The sequence below is a fragment of the Nocardia sp. NPDC004568 genome (assembly GCF_040609955.1).
Classification (GTDB): domain Bacteria; phylum Actinomycetota; class Actinomycetes; order Mycobacteriales; family Mycobacteriaceae; genus Nocardia.
On record NZ_JBEXLL010000046.1, the window covers coordinates 12,167 to 27,194 of the forward strand.

Genomic DNA, 15,028 nt, shown 5'->3' on the forward strand with positions numbered 1-15,028 from the left:
TGACCGACAGTGATCTTCGCGGAATTCCGGGATACCGTGCGGCAGTGGTGCCGGGCCAATATCCCCGCCGAGTGGCGGACCGCCCAGACCGGTGCCACCGCCGCGGAATTCGTCGCGTTCCAACGGGAGTGGTTCCAGCGGTTGCGGGCCGCCGGGTACGCCGTACCGCACTGGCCCCGGGAATACGGTATGCCGATTCCGGAGCAGATCGTGCTCTACCAGGAACTCGCCGCGCACGACGCACCGCGGCTGGTCCTGGCATTCGTGGCGATCCACCATGCCGCGGCCACCCTGCTCGCCGGTGGCACTGCCGAACAGCGGCGACGCCATCTGTCCGCGATCCTCGACGGAGAACTGTGGGTGCAGGGATTCTCGGAACCGGGCGCGGGCTCGGATCTGGCCGCACTGCGCACCGCCGTCCGGCGCGACGGCGACGACTATGTGGTGACCGGGCAGAAGGTCTGGGCCAGCGGCGCCCAGTACGCCGACTGGTGCCTGCTGCTGGCGCGCACCGATCCCGTCGCCCCCCGACGACACGGAATCTCCTATTTCCTGATGGATATGCGGACACCCGGGATCGTGGTGCGGCCGATCCGCCAGGCCACCGGTGAATCGCATTTCTGCGAAATCTTCCTGGACGAGGTGCGTATACCGGCCGCGAATCTGATCGGCGCCGAGAACCGGGGTTGGCAGCTGGCCCAGCAGACGCTGGGCGCCGAACGCGGCCTGACCATGCTGGAGCTCGCGGAACGGCTGGGCCATGCCGGATTCGGGTGGCTGGTGCGGGAATGCCGTAAGCCGGACGCGTTCGGGCGGCGCCCGGTCGACGACGGGTATATCGCCGATCGGCTGGCCCGGCTCGAGGTCGAGTTGACCGGCCTGCGCGCGCTGTGCCGCGACCTCGTCGAACGTCACGACACGGGCACCGTCGGCCCGGCCGACGCGTCCGTGGTCAAGTTGTACTACAGCGAACTCCTGCAGCGGATGACCGATTTCGGGGCGGAGATCTGTGGCCTGCCGGGGCAGACGGTCCTGCGCAAACCCATGTCGGGCGGCTGGGAGTCCGGCGCCTGGGTGCTGGATTTCGTCGGCTCGTGGGAGTGGACCGTGCCGGGCGGCAGCAGCGAGATCCAGCGCACCATCATCGGGGAACGGGGTCTGGGTCTGCCCAGGGAGCCGGCGGGAACGTGATGAGCGGCGAATTCACCGAATTCCACGAGGAAATGCGCACCGTGGCCCGGGAACTGCTCGGCAAGAGCGGCACCGGGGGCCGTGTCGACTGGCCCGGACTCGTGCGGGCCGGGTGGCCGGGTGTGGCGGTGGCGGAGGAATACGGGGGAGCCGGGGCCGGTCCGGCCGAGGTCGGCATCCTGCTGGAGGAAGTGGGCCGGGCGGTCGCGCGCACCGCGTATCCGAGTGTGGCCTCGGCGGGTATCGGCGCCCTGACTCTGCTCGAGCCGAACGCCCACCGGGACGCGGTGCTGCGCGAAACCGTCACGGGCGCCGCGATCCCCGTCGCGGCGCTGGGAGGAAATATGGTGCCGGCGGCCGGCGGCGAAACGGCTTGTGCCGGCACCGGAGGCATAGTACCCACCTTCGATATCACTCAAACCATCGAGGGCTTCGAAATCTCCGGAGACGCGGATTTCGTGCCCGACGCGTCGGCGGCGACCATCCTGCTGATCCCCGCTCGAGCTCCCGACGGCTCCGTGCGGGTAGCCGTCGTCGAGCCCGGTGCGCCCGGCTCAGGTATCGAGGATCGCCCGGTGGTGGACGAAACCCGGTCGCTGGGACGAGTGGTGGCGCGGGGCGTACTCCTCGCAACGCGCCACGCTCGACCGCACGTTGTTCGGTTCCCCGGCCGACCACCGCCGCGAACTCGCCGACCGCTACCGCGAGGAAACGCCCGTCCCGGCACCGTCCGTGGGGGAGTGACCGGAATCGAGTAGACCGTCGACCACCCGGTGCACCTTCGCGACGCTGTCCGGCTCGCCGAAGCGCAGGGCGATATTGGCCGCGTTGAGTACGGCGTCGATCTGGAAGACCGCCAGCTCCGTGTCGTCGGCGCCGCGGCCCCCGGCGAGCTCGAACTCCCGCGCGAGCGTGCGCAGCCACGCACCGTGTCCGCGCCGCAGTGCGTCGCGGATCGGACCGGGTCGGCTGTCGAACACCGGGAGGTTCGCGCCCCAGAAGCATCCGCCGGGGAACGGGGGTTGTGCGGCGTAGTCGATCCACCGATCGATCAGCGCGCGCACTCGGGGCGCACCGCACGCGAAACAGTCATGCTGGCAACGGAAATGGGCCGGTCGGCCGCGCTGCGGGCAGCCCGGCACGCCTCGGCGCGGGCCTATCACAGCGCGGACGCGCAGGAGGGGCCGGCGGCGTTCGCGGCGAAGCGGTCGCCGCGGTGGGCAGGGGAGTGAGCGGCGCCCCTGCCGGCGCCGCCCCGGGGTGGCGATGCGGCTCGTGGATCGGGAGTATGCGCGGGCGGGATGTCCGGAAGGTGCCGGCCATCGCGCATCCACCGCAGTGTGACGGCCGGGTCGGCAGCGTACGACGGCCTCATCGAGACAATGACCTCGGGCGAACGCGGGGACGCATCGTATCCGCCGGTTTTCGTGCGGACCGCATTCACGTTCATCGATGGTCCATTCATCACACCGATGCTGCCGCGCGCTCGGACGTCGGCACTGTTGCCCGTCCCCGTCGCGCCGCTTTATAGTGGATGCGAATTCGGGTTGCGTGAAATCTACTTCATCCGCTCACAGCTCTACAACCGATCGGGAGTAAGCTGTATGGCCGATATTCTTTTCGTGGTGACCGGGGCGAGTTATTGGACCCTGAACGACGGCACCCGGCACCCCACCGGGTATTGGGCCGAAGAGTTCGCCGCCCCCTATCGCGCACTGACCGACGCCGGTCATCGGATCGTGGTGGCCACCCCGGGCGGGGTCGTACCCCATGTCGATGTGATGAGCCTGCGACCGTCGATGGCCGGTGGCGAACAGCTCGCCCGGGACCTGGAAGAGACCCTGCGGTCGGCCGAAGAGTTACGCCGCCCGATCGAGCTGGCCGATGCCCGCCCGGGCGACTACGACGCCGTCTACTACCCCGGCGGACACGGTCCCATGGAGGACCTGTGGCGAGACGCCGATTCCGGCAGACTGCTGACCGCGGCGCTCGCCTCGGGTAGGCCGCTGGCCATTGTCTGCCATGCCCCGGTGGCGATCCTGGCGACCAGACGAAACGGCGTCTCGCCCTTCGCCGGATACCGCGTGACCGCGTACACCAATGACGAAGAGGACGCCGTCGGGTTGCGTGCGAAAGCGTTCTGGACGGTCGAGGACGAACTGGTGAAGCTCGGCGTGGATTTCACCCGCGGGGAGATCTGGAAGCCGTACACGGTCGTCGACCGGAATCTTTTCACCGGCCAGAACCCGGCGTCCGCCGGGCCGCTCGCCGACAAAGTCCTCGAGGTACTCGCCTGACGCGATGCATTCGCTCGGCCGGGTCGTCCCGCGTGCGGGAATATCCGCGAGGTGCTCCGGAAGCGTCGATCCCGAGCAGGAAAACGACAGGAGACGGTGACCATGCGTGGAGTCGTCATGTACGCCCCCGGCGACATCCGGGTCGAGGACCGGCCGGACCCCGAGATCGTCGAGCCCACCGACGCGGTCATCCGCATCGCCGCCACCTGCATCTGCGGGTCGGACCTGTGGCCCTATCGCGGCGTGGAGCCGGTCGAGGGCCCTGCCCCGATGGGGCACGAGTACATCGGCGTCGTGGAGGAGGTCGGTCCGGAGGTGGCCGATATCGCTGTCGGCGACTTCGTGGTCGGATCATTCTTCGCCTCCGACAACACCTGCGAGATCTGCCGGGCCGGATATCAGAGCCGCTGTGTGCACAACATCCCGATGGGCTCGATCGGCACCCAGGCCGAGCGGGCCCGCATCCCGCTCGCCGACGGAACCCTGGTGGTCGTCCCCGGATCTCCCGGCCCGGATCGCTACCCCGGTCTGCTCGCGGCCTCCGACGTACTCGGGACCGGTTGGTTCGCCGCCGTCGCCGCCGAGGCCGGCCCGGGGAAAACGGTGGTGGTCGTCGGCGACGGCGCGGTGGGCCTGCTGGCGGTCCTGGCCGCGAAACAACTCGGCGCCGATCGGGTCATCGCCATGAGCCGCCACGCCGACCGGCAGGCTCTGGCCCTCGAGTTCGGCGCGGACGAGCTCGTCGAAGAACGCGGCAAGGCCGGGGTGGCCCGGATCAGGGAACTCACCGGCGGGCTCGGCGCGCATTCGGTGGTCGAGGCGGTCGGCACTCAGGAATCGATGATGCAGGCCATTCGCGCCACCCGTCCCGGCGGGCATGTCGGCTATGTCGGAGTGGCCCACGGTGTCGAACTCGACGGTATGCGGCTGTTCTTCTCCAGCGTCCATCTGCACGGAGGTCCGGCCCCAGTGCGCCGTTTCCTGCCCGAGCTGATCGGCCTCATCGTCCGCGGCGATATCGACCCGGGAGCGGTCTTCGATCTCACCCTTCCGCTGGAGCAGGCCGCGGAGGGCTACCGCGCGATGGACGAGCGTCGCGCCACCAAGGTCCTGCTCACGGTCTGACAGCGGGTCCGATCACTCGTGCGGTGGTGGTCGGACCCGTCGTTGTCCGGCGTCGTCGGGGCACCCCCGATCGGGATGCGCACCTCGGTTCCCGCCTCTGCCGGGCCGGTGGCACCGGTGGTCAGCCCTCCGTGTCGTCGACGATCTCGATCGCCCACTCCGGGCAGGCGTCCTTGGCGGTCAGCACCGCCTCGTACAGATCCTCCGGGATGTCCTCGGCGACCGCCTCGGCGTAGCCGTAGTCGTTGAGCGCGAATACCTCCGGACACAAAGTGGTGCAGATCCCGTGCCCCTTGCAGGAGTCCTCGTCGACGATGACCTTCATGTGGCTCACCCTTCCGTCCGGTCGAATTCCAAGTGCAGCGCGGTGATCCCGCGCAGGATGAAGGTCGGCAGATACTGGTATCTGCGCGCGTCGGCCGGGCCGTGGGCGCTCTCGTCGATACGGATATCGGTGGTGCGCTCCAGCAGGCGTGTGAACGCCACCTTCGCCTCGGTGCGGGCCAGGGGAGCGCCGGGGCAGGTGTGGATACCGCGGCCGAAGGCGATGTGGGAGCGAGCGTTCGACCGCTTCGCGTCGAAGACACTCGGGTTCTCGAAACGCCGCGGGTCGCGGTTGGCGCCGCCGTTGGCGAGCATGAGGACCGTACCCGCCGGGACCTCCACACCGCCGACCGTGGTGGTGGTCTTCGCCAGCCGGAAATCGCCCTTGACCGGGCTTTCCATCCGCAGCATCTCCTCGATGAAGTTGTTGATCCGTTCCGGGTCGCCACGCAGCCACGCCTGCAGTTCCGGGTCCTCGGCGATCAGCTTCATCCCGGAGGACAGCAACCGCACGGTGGTTTCCTGGCCGGCCGAGAAGAGGTTGGCGGCCACCCGGACCACATCGATCACCTCCGGTTGGCTGCCGTCGGGGAAGGTGGCCTCCGCGAGACTGGTCAGCACGTCACCTCGCGGGTTCTTGCGACGGTCCTCGATATAGGTGGAGAACTTCTCGTAGAGGAATTCGATCGGGTTGTGTTCCATGGCGTGGTCGGAGCTCGTGCTGCCGACGGTGCCGGTGCGGTGCGGATCGCGCTGCAACGCGTTGAGGAACTCCTCCTGGTCCTCCGGCGGCACGCCGAGCAGGTCCGCGATCACGTAGAGGGTGAAGGGGCCCGCGAAACCGCGAATGAGTTCCCCTGTCCCGGGCGCCAGGTACTCGTCGAGCATCGTGTCGGCCAGATCCCACATCGCCTCTTCGTTCTCCTTGAGGCGTTTGGGGGTGATCAGCCGCATGAGCAAACCGCGGTGAGCGGTATGGGTCGGCGGGTCCAGGGCCGGGAGCTGGTCGCTGAACGGCAGCGAATCGCGGTGTTCGGCGATGAGGGCGTCGGCGTCGGAGTTCTCGTCGAGGGGGACGGGAAAGCCGGGGAACGGCCCGGTCACCGAGATGCAGGAGGAGAAGCGCTCGGCGTCGTTGAGGACTTCCAGTGCCTCGTCGTAGCCGGTCACCATCATGACGTTGTGGTGCTTCTCGCGGGTCACCGGGCACTGTTCGCGCAGGGCGTCGAAGTACGGATAGGGATCGGCGACCAGCTCCTGCCCGAGGAAGAAGTCCAGATCCTCGAAGTTTTTCACGTGACGGGTTCCCTTCGCTCGGCCGGCACCCACCGCCACGAGCAGCTCCGCCGGTTGACTTTCGCAATTGAGAATAGAACTCTCATCTGTGAATATGAGATTTCCACACGGTGTGCCGTGCGTCAACCGGAGGACCGGCGAACATGACCCTTGATCTCACCGCTGACCAGCGGCTCTTCCAGCAGACAGCCCGGGAATTCCTGGCCGGAACCGTTCCGGTGCCGACAGTACGCGCGCTCGCCGAGGCCGGGACCGGATTCGCGGATCGGTGGTGGCGCTCGGCCGCCGAACTGGGCTGGACCGCCATGCTCGTCGCGGAGGAGTACGGTGGCGGCACCGTGTCCGGGCGCCCGATGACCGAACTGGCGCTGATCGCAACGGAACTCGGCCGGGCCTGCGCGCCGGGGCCGTTCGTCACCACCAACGCGGTACTCGCCGGGCTGGCGAGCGCGGCCGCGGATCTCGGCGAGACGGTCACCGGGATCGCGGCGGGCGCCCTGATCGCCTCCTGGGCCGTCTACCAACCCGGACGCGGTCTCGATATCGTCGACGCGCTGGCCGGCCGCGAAGCGCCCACCGACGGCGAATGGGCACGTGCCGTCCGGGACGGCGCAGGCTACCGGCTCACCGGGGTGAAGGACCGCGTCGAAGCCGGGGACCGCGCCGATATCCTGCTGGTGACCGCGCAGAGCGCGGACGGTCCGGTACAACTGCTGGTGCCCACCGATTCGCCGGGCGTCACCGTCACCCCCACCTGGACCTTGGACCTTGTCCGCCGTACTGCCCGCGTCGAATTCGCCGAGGTGGCGGTACCCGCGGACGCCGTGGTGCACACCGGAGCCGCCGCGGCCGCCGCCGTCCGCGCCCAGTTGCACACCGCCGCGGTACTGACGGCGGCGGAGACGGTGGGCGCCACCGGCAAGGCGATGGAGGCGACTCTGGTCTGGCTCACCGACCGCTTCACCTTCGGTCGTCCGCTCGCCTCGTATCAGGCGCTCAAACATCGGATGGCCGACAACAAGACCTGGTACGAGGCCTGCCGGGCGACCGCCGCCGCCGCGGCGGCGGCCTGTGACGACGATCCGCTGTCCGCAGCGGAAGCGGTGAGCGTCGCGAAATCCTATGTCGGCGCGAAAGCTCCGGTGATCGGCCAGGACTGTGTGCAGTTGCACGGCGGCATCGGGGTCACCTGGGAACACGATCTGCATCTGTATCTGCGGCGGATCGGACTGGGCCGCGCGCTCTACGGCACGCCCGAGGAGCATCGCCGCCGGATCACCGACCTGCTCGTCACCGCCGCGTAGTGCGACCGATCTCTCCTCCGGAAGGCAGTACTCCTATGACGACCGAGCTCGAACCCGTAGCCGAGTTCCGCGAACGCGCCCGGGTCTGGTTGCGCGGCAACCTCCCACCCGCACCACCGGACCAGGGCCCGCCCGACAGCAAAGAGGAGTGGGACCGGGCACGGCAACTGCAGCGGATCCTCCACGACGGTGGTTTCGCGGGTATCTGCTTCCCGGAGGAGTACGGCGGCCTCGGTCTTACCCCCGCCCATCAGCAGGCGTTCACCAAGGAGTCCTACGCCTACGAGATGCCGGTGATCCTCAATGTGCCGACGCTGTCCATCTGCGCGGCCACTCTGCTCGACCTGGGTACCGAGGAACAGAAGCGGGAGCATCTGAGCGCGGTGCTGCGCGGCGACGAGGTGCTGGTGCAGTTGCTGTCCGAGCCGCGCGGTGGTTCGGATCTGGCCGGTCTCACCACCCGGGCCGAGCGGGACGGCGACCGCTGGATCCTCAACGGCTCGAAGATCTGGAGTTCGGGCGCCTACGCGGCGGACTACGGGTTGTGTCTGGCCCGTACCAACTGGGAGGTGCCCAAACACCGTGGGCTCACCCTGTTCCTGGTGCCCATCGCGGCCGCGGGGGTGACCGTGCAGCGGATCAAACAGGTCACCGGATCCACCGAGTTCTGCCAGGAGTTCTTCGACGATGTGGTGCTCGGCGACGAGGCCGTGATCGGCCGGGTCGACGACGGCTGGGGGGCCGCGTCCCGGCTGCTCTACCACGAGCGATCGGCGATCGGCGGGACGTCGCCGTACCTCAGCGGCGCCCGGCCGCATATCGGCGGCGAGGAGTCCCCGATCCTGGATATCGCCCGGGACAGTGGACAGCTCGACGATATCCGGGTCCGCGAGGATATCGGTGAGGCGCGGGCCATGCAGGTGGTGCGCGATCAGCTCATCGACCACATCACCCGTGGTGTGCTCGCCGGGGAGCTGCCGCCTGCCGCCGGTTCCATCACGCGCCTGTTCAGCGCCGAGAACTCATGGCTGCAAACCGATCTGGCGGTGAAGGTCGCCGGCGCGGCCGCCGCGACGTACGCCCCCGGCGATCCGGTCGACACCGCGCGTATCGGCACCGACTTCCTGTTCCGCGCCGCCTGGAGTCTGGCGGGCGGCAGCACCGAGATCGCGCGCAATGTGATCAGTGAACGGGTGCTCGGGATGCCGCGCGAGTACGCCGCCGACCGGGACGTGCCGTTCAACGAGGTGAAACGTGGACGGTGACGCCCGAGCGAGGACACGGAGGTAGCGATGCGGTTCATCTTCCACTATCCCGAAACCGGCGGCGTGGCAGGCGATGTGCTCGACCCGGGGCCGCTGGGCGAAGTCGCGCGAGCGGCCGAGCGGGCCGGATTCGCCGGATTCTCGCTCAGTGAGCATCCGGCGCCGGGCGCCCGCTGGCTGGGGGCCGGCGGGCATCAGACCCTGGACCCCTTCGTGTCTCTCGGCTACGCGGCGGCGCTGACCGAACGGATCCGCCTGATCACCTACCTGTCGGTGGCGCCCTACCGGAATCCGATGCTGCTGGCCAAAGCGGCGGCCACCCTGGACAAACTGTCCGGCGGCCGAGCCGTCCTGGGGATCGGCACCGGGTACCTGAAGGGGGAATTCCACGCGGTCGGAGTGGATTTCGAGGAGCGCAACATCCTGTTCGACGAAGCCCTGGACGTGCTGCCGCTGCACTGGAAAGGCGAGGCGTTCAGCTATACCGGGAAACATTTCAGCGCCCGCGACGTGCAGGCCCGGCCGACCCCGATCCAGCAGCCCATCCCCATCTGGATCGGCGGTAATTCCGCGTTGAGCCGGCGCCGGGTGGCCCGGGCGGCCCAGGGCTGGATCCCGATGTCCGGGGGCGCCGAACTCAGCGGCACCGCCCGGACGCCGGAGCTGGGCACGATCGCGGAGCTGGCCCGCAAGATCGCCGAGGTGCGGTCGGCGGCCGCGGGCAGCGGCCGTACCGGCCATATCGACCTGGTGTATTCCTACAACCACACCGGGCTCACCGGCCCCGGCACCGATCCGGGAAGCGTTCGACGAATTGGCGCGGGCCGGGGTCGACTGGATCACCGTCTCCACCCGCGCCGGTGTACACGACACCCTCGACCCGGCGGTCACCTTCGATTTCCTGGCGTCCTTCGGCGCGGACTACATCGGTTAGCGAGGCGGATCGCAATGGGCTGGTTCGAGGAACGCGGCGGTCTCGCCGGGACGGTCGCGGTGGTGACCGGCGGGGCGGGCGGTCTGGGCCGGGCGATCGTGGCGGATCTGGTCGCGAACGGTGTACATCCGGCGGTAGTGGATCTCGACCCCGCCGGGTCGCGGAGCTCCGGGATTCGCCGGCCGGGCAGGAGGCCGTCGTACACCACGGCGATGCCCGCGACCCGGCGGTCCTGACGGCGCTGTTCGACGCCGCCGACGCGCGGTGGGGACGCCTCGACACTCTGGTGAATGTGGTCGGCGGCACCTTCCGCGCTCCCTTCACCGAGACCGGCCCGAAGGGCTGGGACGCGCTGCTGCGGACCAATCTGACCCATGTCCTGCACGCCTGTCATCTGGCCGTGCCGCGCATGCGCGCCGGGGGCCGCGGCGGCAGCGTCATCAACATCACGACGATCGAAGCGCATCGTGCCGCACCGGGGTTCGCGGTGTACTCGGCGGCGAAGGCCGCGGTGGAACAGTTCGCGCGGACGCTGGCCGTAGAGGTGGCCCCGGACGGAATCCGCGTGAACAACATCGCCCCCGATTTCGTGCCCACGCCGAATCTGGAACGCATCGGGACCGGTGACAACGCCATGACCGATCCGGACGGCGTGAAAGTGGCCATCCCCATGGGCCGGGCCGGGCACCTCACCGATATCTCGCAGTGTGCGGTGTTCCTGGCTTCCCGGCTGTCGTCCTACCTCACCGGGACCACCCTGCATCCCGACGGCGGGACGTGGGCGTCCGCCGGGTGGTTCAACTGGCCGGCGGAAGGTTGGGCGAATCACCCGCCGTTGCGGGTGCTGCGGGCGAGCGACGACGCGTAGTGACCGGGCCGGCGTGCCCGCTCGGTTCGTGGGCGCGCAGGCCCGGCGTGCCCGCCGAGCGCACGGTGCGATGGTTCGGGGGTGCCGGCGAGGAGACCGCACGGCGTCCGGTGGTCCGTGCCGACCGGCATCGTATATACCGCGCAAGTTGCACCGAGCGACACCGAAATCGGTGGACCGCTTCGTCGACATCCTCGACCGCGGGACGCCGATCCGTATCGTCCGCTCGGTCGGCCGCGGCGGTGCCGCCGGGGCGATCGGCCACCGCCGGCCGGTCGGGAAGAACCACGGGGCGCCGTCAGTCGTTGCTGTCCGGTGCCGGATCCCGGGGGAACGCGGTCAGGATGCGCAGTGCGTTGAGGAAACCGCGGCGGTCGGCGGCGGGCAGCTGCTCGAGAACCTGTTCGTTCTCACGCGCCTGGATCTCGGCCTGCACCGCGGCCGCGATCCGGTGGCCCTCCGCCGTCAACTCCAGCAGCCGGGCCCGGCGGTCGGCGGGGTCGGGGGTGCGTTCGATGAGGCCGCGGTCCTGGAGGTCGTCGAGGACCGCGATGATCCGGGTCTTGTCCGCGCCGATCTCCTGGGCGAGTACACCCTGCCCGCGTGCGGTACCCCGGCTCAGCGCGATCAGGACCGTGTAGGCCCACATGGTCAGTCCGTGGGCTTCGAGGATCGGGCGTTCCAGGGCGATGAGGGTGCGGGTCAGCGGCGCGAGCATCGCGGCCAGATCCGGTCGGTCCGTGGTTCCCATGAGTAGAACCTACCCATTCGAAAATAATAAGCGTTGACGTATGATAAGCGTCTGCGTACTGTTGCGGTCATGACCACAGACCTCGTCGAACTCGACCGCCGAGCGGTGCTCACCACCGTGACCACCGCCGAACTCGTGACCCCCGACCAGCTCGGCCTGCCCACCCCGTGCGCGGGATGGACAGTGGGCGATCTGCTGGCGCATATGGCCGCCCAGCATCGCGGCTTCGCTGCCAGCGCACGCGGTGACGGCGCCGATCTCGCGCACTGGCGGCAGCGGCCACCGGGACCACACACTCCGGCCGAGTACACCGAATCCGCGGCCGAGGTACTGCGGGCCTTCGCCGAGCCCGGGACGACCGAACGTCTCTTCGCGATGCCGGAATTCGGGCCGGATGTGACGGTCCCGGGGCAGCAGGCCCTCGGCTTCCATCTGGTCGACTATGTCGTCCACGGCTGGGATCTCGCGCGAGCCCTCGGCGTGGGCTACGAACTGGACGAGGCCGCGGCCGGCCCGGTGCTGCGTATCGCCGAGTCCGTCCCCGACGGTCCGGAGCGCGAACAGCCCGGATCCCCCTTCGCCCACGCACTGCCGGATGGCGACCCGGGCACGCCGCTGGACCGGATCCTGCGACTGCTCGGGCGCTCGCCCGCATGGCCGAAAAGCGCGTAGCGCGCCGCCGGAAGGCGCAGCGGGCTCGTGCGGTTACGCACCGGCGAGCTCATTGCGCCACACCGGGCTGTCCACATAGTGATTGTCGTAGAGTGCGGAGCTCGCGCGGATATCCGCCACGCTCGACGCACCGCGATGAACCCGCTCGAGCAGCCGGTAATAGTCGAACCGGTGCAACCCCGGAGTGAAGACCACGAGCAGTTCGGCTTCGGTATCCGCGGCCGGGGCGAACGCGTGCGGGACTGTGGGCGGCACGGTCAGGAAATCGCCCTTGTCGAGCCGCACGATCTCCTCGCCGAGCAGGATTCGCACCGAACCGTCCAGGACGAGGAACATCTCGGTGGCGGCAGTGTGGAAATGCGCCGGCGCACCGGGGGAACCCTTGTGCAGCGTCGCCTTGTTGGCGGTCAGCGCGCCGCCGGTGGCGCCGGCGTCGGCGAGCAGTGTGATCAGGCTCAGCGCGCCGTCCTGGAGGGTCTCGGCCTCGTCGGAACGAACCAGGACGGGAGCGGTCTGCGCGGAAGCGGTCATCGGAACTCCGTGGATCTCGGCGGGTGCGGCACCCGTTGGTGACCGCTACAGAGTCGACGGAGCGGGCTCGCCGGGTGTGACATTCCCACCGAAGCGGCTTGTCGAGGGGCCACCGGAGTCCAGCGGCCGTTATCACCGGCTCTGTCCGTTGCTCACCGTGGTCCGCCCGACCCGACCGCCGCGCGGATGGCCGGATCGAGCAGGCCGAGGTCGCTGCCCAGCCGGTCGGCGAGTTCGCGGGCCACGGCGACATCCTTGCGCAGGAAATCGCCCACCGACTCCGCGAACGCCGCCACCGATCCCTTGGCCGCCACACTCAGTACCGCACGCCCCGAACTGCTGGCATGGGGCAGGGCGGAAAGGACCTCGGCCTCGGTGAGGCCCAGTTCCCCCGCCAGCCGCACGGCCTCGGTGACCAGGCCGATCTGGGCGGCGAACAGCGAGTTGTTGACGAGTTTCACGCGCTGCCCGTTACCTAGTTCCCCGACCCACAAGACCGGATCGGCGTACGCGGCCAGCACGGGTCGCGCCCGCGCGGTCGCGTCGGCCGAGCCGCCCAGGAAGACGGTGAGGGAACCGTCGGCGATATTGTGTGGACCCCCGCTCACCGGGGCGTCCACCACATGGCGTCCGGCAGCGGCCGGGGCGGCGGCGATCGTCGTCGCGGTGTCGGGGCTGCCGGTGGTGTGCAGGATCAGGACCGCGCCGGGCGGCATCGTCTCGAGCAGTCCGCTGTCCAGGCATACCTCGCGGACCTGCTGATCGGTGAAAACACAGATCACCACCGCCTCGGCGTCCCGGCCGGCCTCGGCCGCCGAGCCGAGCGCGGTGGCGCCGGTCGCGGTGATCGCGGCGCGGGCGCCGGGAGTGCGCCCGAGCGCGTGGACACTGTGCCCGGCGGCCGTCAGGCGCCGGATCATGGGGGTCCCCATGCGGCCGGCGCCGATGAATCCGATACGCACTCGGTTCTCCTTCGTTCGAAAGTCCGGCCTGCCGGGCCTCCCCTCCGCGGTGGGGCCGGCGGTCGTGCGGACGCCCCGGTGGCGCCGGGGCCGCCGGTTCCGGCAGAACCGCGGTGCCGAGGGGTCAGCGGGGGCGGCCCATCAGGGCGAGCGTGGCGTCGGCGGTATCGAGTACCACGCCGGGGGCGATCTGTGCGGCATCGGCCATTTCGCTGATCAGCCGGACGTCCTTGCGCAGTAGATCACCGGCGTGTGCGGCGATCTGGTCGAGAGTTCCACCGCCGGCCAGGATGCGGCCGAGCGCGAAGCTGTTCCCGCTGCCGTTGCCGATCACCTCGCCGAGCCGGTCGGGGCTCACGCCCAGCCGGACGCCCAGTTCCAGAGTGCTCACCGCGGTGGCCATATGCGCGGTGAACAGGAGATTGTTGAGCAGTTTGGTGGTCTGCCCGGCGCCGACACCGCCCAGGTGCACGACCGGGTTCGCGTACGTCTCGAATACCGGCCGGCAGCGTGCCAGGGTGTCCTCGTCGCCCCCGGCCATCACCAGCAGCCGCCCGGCCGCGACGGCGGGAGCCCCGCCGCTGACCGGTGCGTCGATGAGCGAAACACCCTGGGTGGCGGCTATTTCGGCCAGCTCGCGGCAGGTGTCGGGATGGACCGTGCTGTGGATCGCGATCACCGGCGCCGCCGCGCGCCCGGCTGCGGAGGCGGCGAAGCCCGCCAGCACCCCGTCCGCGCGTTCGAGGATTTCGCGCACGTCGGCGTCACCGACCACGCACAGACACACCAGATCGCTGTCGGTGGCGAGCTCCGCGGGAGTACCGGCGACTTTCGCCGCGGTATCGGCATACGGTTCGGTGGTGGCGGGGCGGCGCGCCCACAGGGTGGTCCGGTACCCGGCCTCGACGATTCGGCGGGCCATGGGCCCGCCCTGACTGCCCAGTCCGATGAATCCGACGCGCATGATGTTCCTCTCTCACGTAGTTCAGGAATCGGCGTCCGCCGACTCCGGTTCCGGGGTGGCCGGTCGCCAGAACGCCGCCAGCAGACCGGCGGTGGCGACCACACCGACCCCCAGCGCGAGGGTGCCGCCGCCCCAGCCGGTGAGTTCGATCCCGGCGGCGTGGTCCAGCGACAACCATCCGGGTCCGAGGATCCCGAGCGCCAGTGCGACGACCGCGAGGACCAGGACGTACTCGTAGCCGTTCCTGAACACGAAGAAGCCGTTCTTCCGGTGCGCCAGCAGGGCGGCGACCAGCATCACCGAGATCACCGCCGCGGCGGCCAGCGGGGTGAGCAGCCCGACGACCAGCAGTGCCCCCGCGCCGATCTCGGTGATCACACTGAACCAGGCCTGCAGGACGCCGTGGCGTAACCCGAGTCCGCTGAACCAGCCCGCGGTGCCGGCGATCTTGCCGCCGCCGATCCAGTGGTTGACCCCGTGCGCGATCATGGTGCCGCCCACGACCAGACGGAGCAGCAGCAGTGCGATATCGGTGACGTCCATT

17 protein-coding genes and 1 pseudogene are annotated in these 15,028 nt (G+C 69.6%); 10 read left to right on the forward strand and 8 right to left on the reverse strand.

Annotated elements, in window-relative coordinates:
* The first annotated feature begins 9 nt into the window (after positions 1-9).
* Together ABZV91_RS20440 and ABZV91_RS20445 are read left to right on the forward strand one after the other, a co-directional pair.
* Positions 10-1,191 (forward strand): acyl-CoA dehydrogenase family protein, encoded by a 1,182-nt coding sequence (locus tag ABZV91_RS20440; protein WP_355243856.1) that lies wholly within the window; start codon positions 10-12, stop codon positions 1,189-1,191.
* Positions 1,191-1,949, forward strand: a complete 759-nt coding sequence (locus tag ABZV91_RS20445; protein ID WP_355243859.1) for an acyl-CoA dehydrogenase family protein — start codon at positions 1,191-1,193, stop codon at positions 1,947-1,949. The genes ABZV91_RS20440 and ABZV91_RS20445 overlap by 1 nt, the downstream gene beginning before the upstream one ends.
* Here ABZV91_RS20445 and ABZV91_RS20450 read toward each other — a convergent pair.
* Positions 1,890-2,255 carry a hypothetical protein gene (locus ABZV91_RS20450; protein ID WP_355243862.1) on the reverse strand — a complete coding sequence of 122 codons (366 nt, stop codon included), beginning with the start codon at positions 2,253-2,255 and terminating at the stop codon, positions 1,890-1,892. The two genes, ABZV91_RS20445 and ABZV91_RS20450, sit on opposite strands and share 60 nt — an antisense overlap.
* A gap of 27 nt (positions 2,256-2,282) precedes the next feature.
* On the opposite strand from ABZV91_RS20450, the gene ABZV91_RS20455 reads away from it, so the two are divergent.
* The 3 genes from ABZV91_RS20455 to ABZV91_RS20465 all read left to right on the forward strand — a co-directional run bounded on the left by ABZV91_RS20455 (position 2,283) and on the right by ABZV91_RS20465 (position 4,613).
* Complete coding sequence (locus ABZV91_RS20455) at positions 2,283-2,423, forward strand: hypothetical protein (protein WP_355243865.1); 141 nt, start codon at positions 2,283-2,285, stop codon at positions 2,421-2,423.
* A gap of 372 nt (positions 2,424-2,795) precedes the next feature.
* A complete protein-coding gene (locus ABZV91_RS20460; RefSeq protein WP_355243867.1) occupies positions 2,796-3,488 on the forward strand; it encodes a type 1 glutamine amidotransferase domain-containing protein in 693 nt (230 codons plus the stop codon).
* Between the two features lie 102 nt (positions 3,489-3,590).
* Entirely contained in the window at positions 3,591-4,613 is a 1,023-nt protein-coding gene (locus ABZV91_RS20465) for a zinc-dependent alcohol dehydrogenase family protein (RefSeq protein ID WP_355243965.1), read from the forward strand.
* 121 nt (positions 4,614-4,734) lie between these two features.
* Here the strand turns inward: ABZV91_RS20465 and ABZV91_RS20470 are convergent, their stop codons facing one another.
* Together ABZV91_RS20470 and ABZV91_RS20475 are read right to left on the reverse strand one after the other, a co-directional pair.
* Entirely contained in the window at positions 4,735-4,938 is a 204-nt protein-coding gene (locus ABZV91_RS20470; RefSeq protein WP_355243870.1) for a ferredoxin, read from the reverse strand.
* Between the two features lie 5 nt (positions 4,939-4,943).
* The gene (locus tag ABZV91_RS20475) at positions 4,944-6,233 is read right to left on the reverse strand and encodes a cytochrome P450 (RefSeq protein WP_355243873.1); all 1,290 of its coding nucleotides are present in this window, start codon (positions 6,231-6,233) and stop codon (positions 4,944-4,946) included.
* A 143-nt stretch (positions 6,234-6,376) separates the two neighbouring features.
* Here ABZV91_RS20475 and ABZV91_RS20480 point away from each other — a divergent pair, with 143 nt between their 5' ends.
* The 4 genes and pseudogenes from ABZV91_RS20480 (at position 6,377) to ABZV91_RS20495 (ending at position 10,604) form a co-directional block, all read left to right on the forward strand.
* Positions 6,377-7,537, forward strand: a complete 1,161-nt coding sequence (locus tag ABZV91_RS20480) for an acyl-CoA dehydrogenase family protein (protein ID WP_355243876.1) — start codon at positions 6,377-6,379, stop codon at positions 7,535-7,537.
* Between the two features lie 35 nt (positions 7,538-7,572).
* Positions 7,573-8,802 (forward strand): acyl-CoA dehydrogenase family protein, encoded by a 1,230-nt coding sequence (locus ABZV91_RS20485; RefSeq protein WP_355243879.1) that lies wholly within the window; start codon positions 7,573-7,575, stop codon positions 8,800-8,802.
* Positions 8,803-8,829: 27 nt separating this feature from the next.
* Positions 8,830-9,483 (forward strand): annotated as a pseudogene (locus tag ABZV91_RS20490) (LLM class F420-dependent oxidoreductase); the annotation flags it as partial.
* A gap of 179 nt (positions 9,484-9,662) precedes the next feature.
* Positions 9,663-10,604 (forward strand): SDR family oxidoreductase, encoded by a 942-nt coding sequence (locus ABZV91_RS20495; protein WP_355243882.1) that lies wholly within the window; start codon positions 9,663-9,665, stop codon positions 10,602-10,604.
* Between the two features lie 298 nt (positions 10,605-10,902).
* Here ABZV91_RS20495 and ABZV91_RS20500 read toward each other — a convergent pair whose 3' ends face one another.
* Positions 10,903-11,355 (reverse strand): MarR family winged helix-turn-helix transcriptional regulator, encoded by a 453-nt coding sequence (locus ABZV91_RS20500; RefSeq protein ID WP_355243885.1) that lies wholly within the window; start codon positions 11,353-11,355, stop codon positions 10,903-10,905.
* 69 nt (positions 11,356-11,424) lie between these two features.
* On the opposite strand from ABZV91_RS20500, the gene ABZV91_RS20505 reads away from it, so the two are divergent.
* Positions 11,425-12,027: a TIGR03086 family metal-binding protein gene (locus ABZV91_RS20505; protein ID WP_355243888.1), complete on the forward strand. Its 603-nt coding sequence runs from the start codon at positions 11,425-11,427 to the stop codon at positions 12,025-12,027.
* A gap of 33 nt (positions 12,028-12,060) precedes the next feature.
* Here ABZV91_RS20505 and ABZV91_RS20510 read toward each other — a convergent pair whose 3' ends face one another.
* The 4 genes from ABZV91_RS20510 to ABZV91_RS20525 form a co-directional block, all read right to left on the reverse strand.
* Complete coding sequence (locus ABZV91_RS20510; RefSeq protein WP_355243891.1) at positions 12,061-12,558, reverse strand: cupin domain-containing protein; 498 nt, start codon at positions 12,556-12,558, stop codon at positions 12,061-12,063.
* A gap of 152 nt (positions 12,559-12,710) precedes the next feature.
* A complete protein-coding gene (locus ABZV91_RS20515) occupies positions 12,711-13,520 on the reverse strand; it encodes an NAD(P)-dependent oxidoreductase (protein ID WP_355243894.1) in 810 nt (269 codons plus the stop codon).
* Positions 13,521-13,644: 124 nt separating this feature from the next.
* Positions 13,645-14,484, reverse strand: a complete 840-nt coding sequence (locus ABZV91_RS20520; protein ID WP_355243897.1) for an NAD(P)-dependent oxidoreductase — start codon at positions 14,482-14,484, stop codon at positions 13,645-13,647.
* Positions 14,485-14,505: 21 nt separating this feature from the next.
* On the reverse strand, positions 14,506-15,027 hold the full coding sequence (locus tag ABZV91_RS20525; RefSeq protein ID WP_355243899.1) for a DoxX family protein: 522 nt from the start codon (positions 15,025-15,027) through the stop codon (positions 14,506-14,508).
* Position 15,028: the final 1 nt, after the last annotated feature.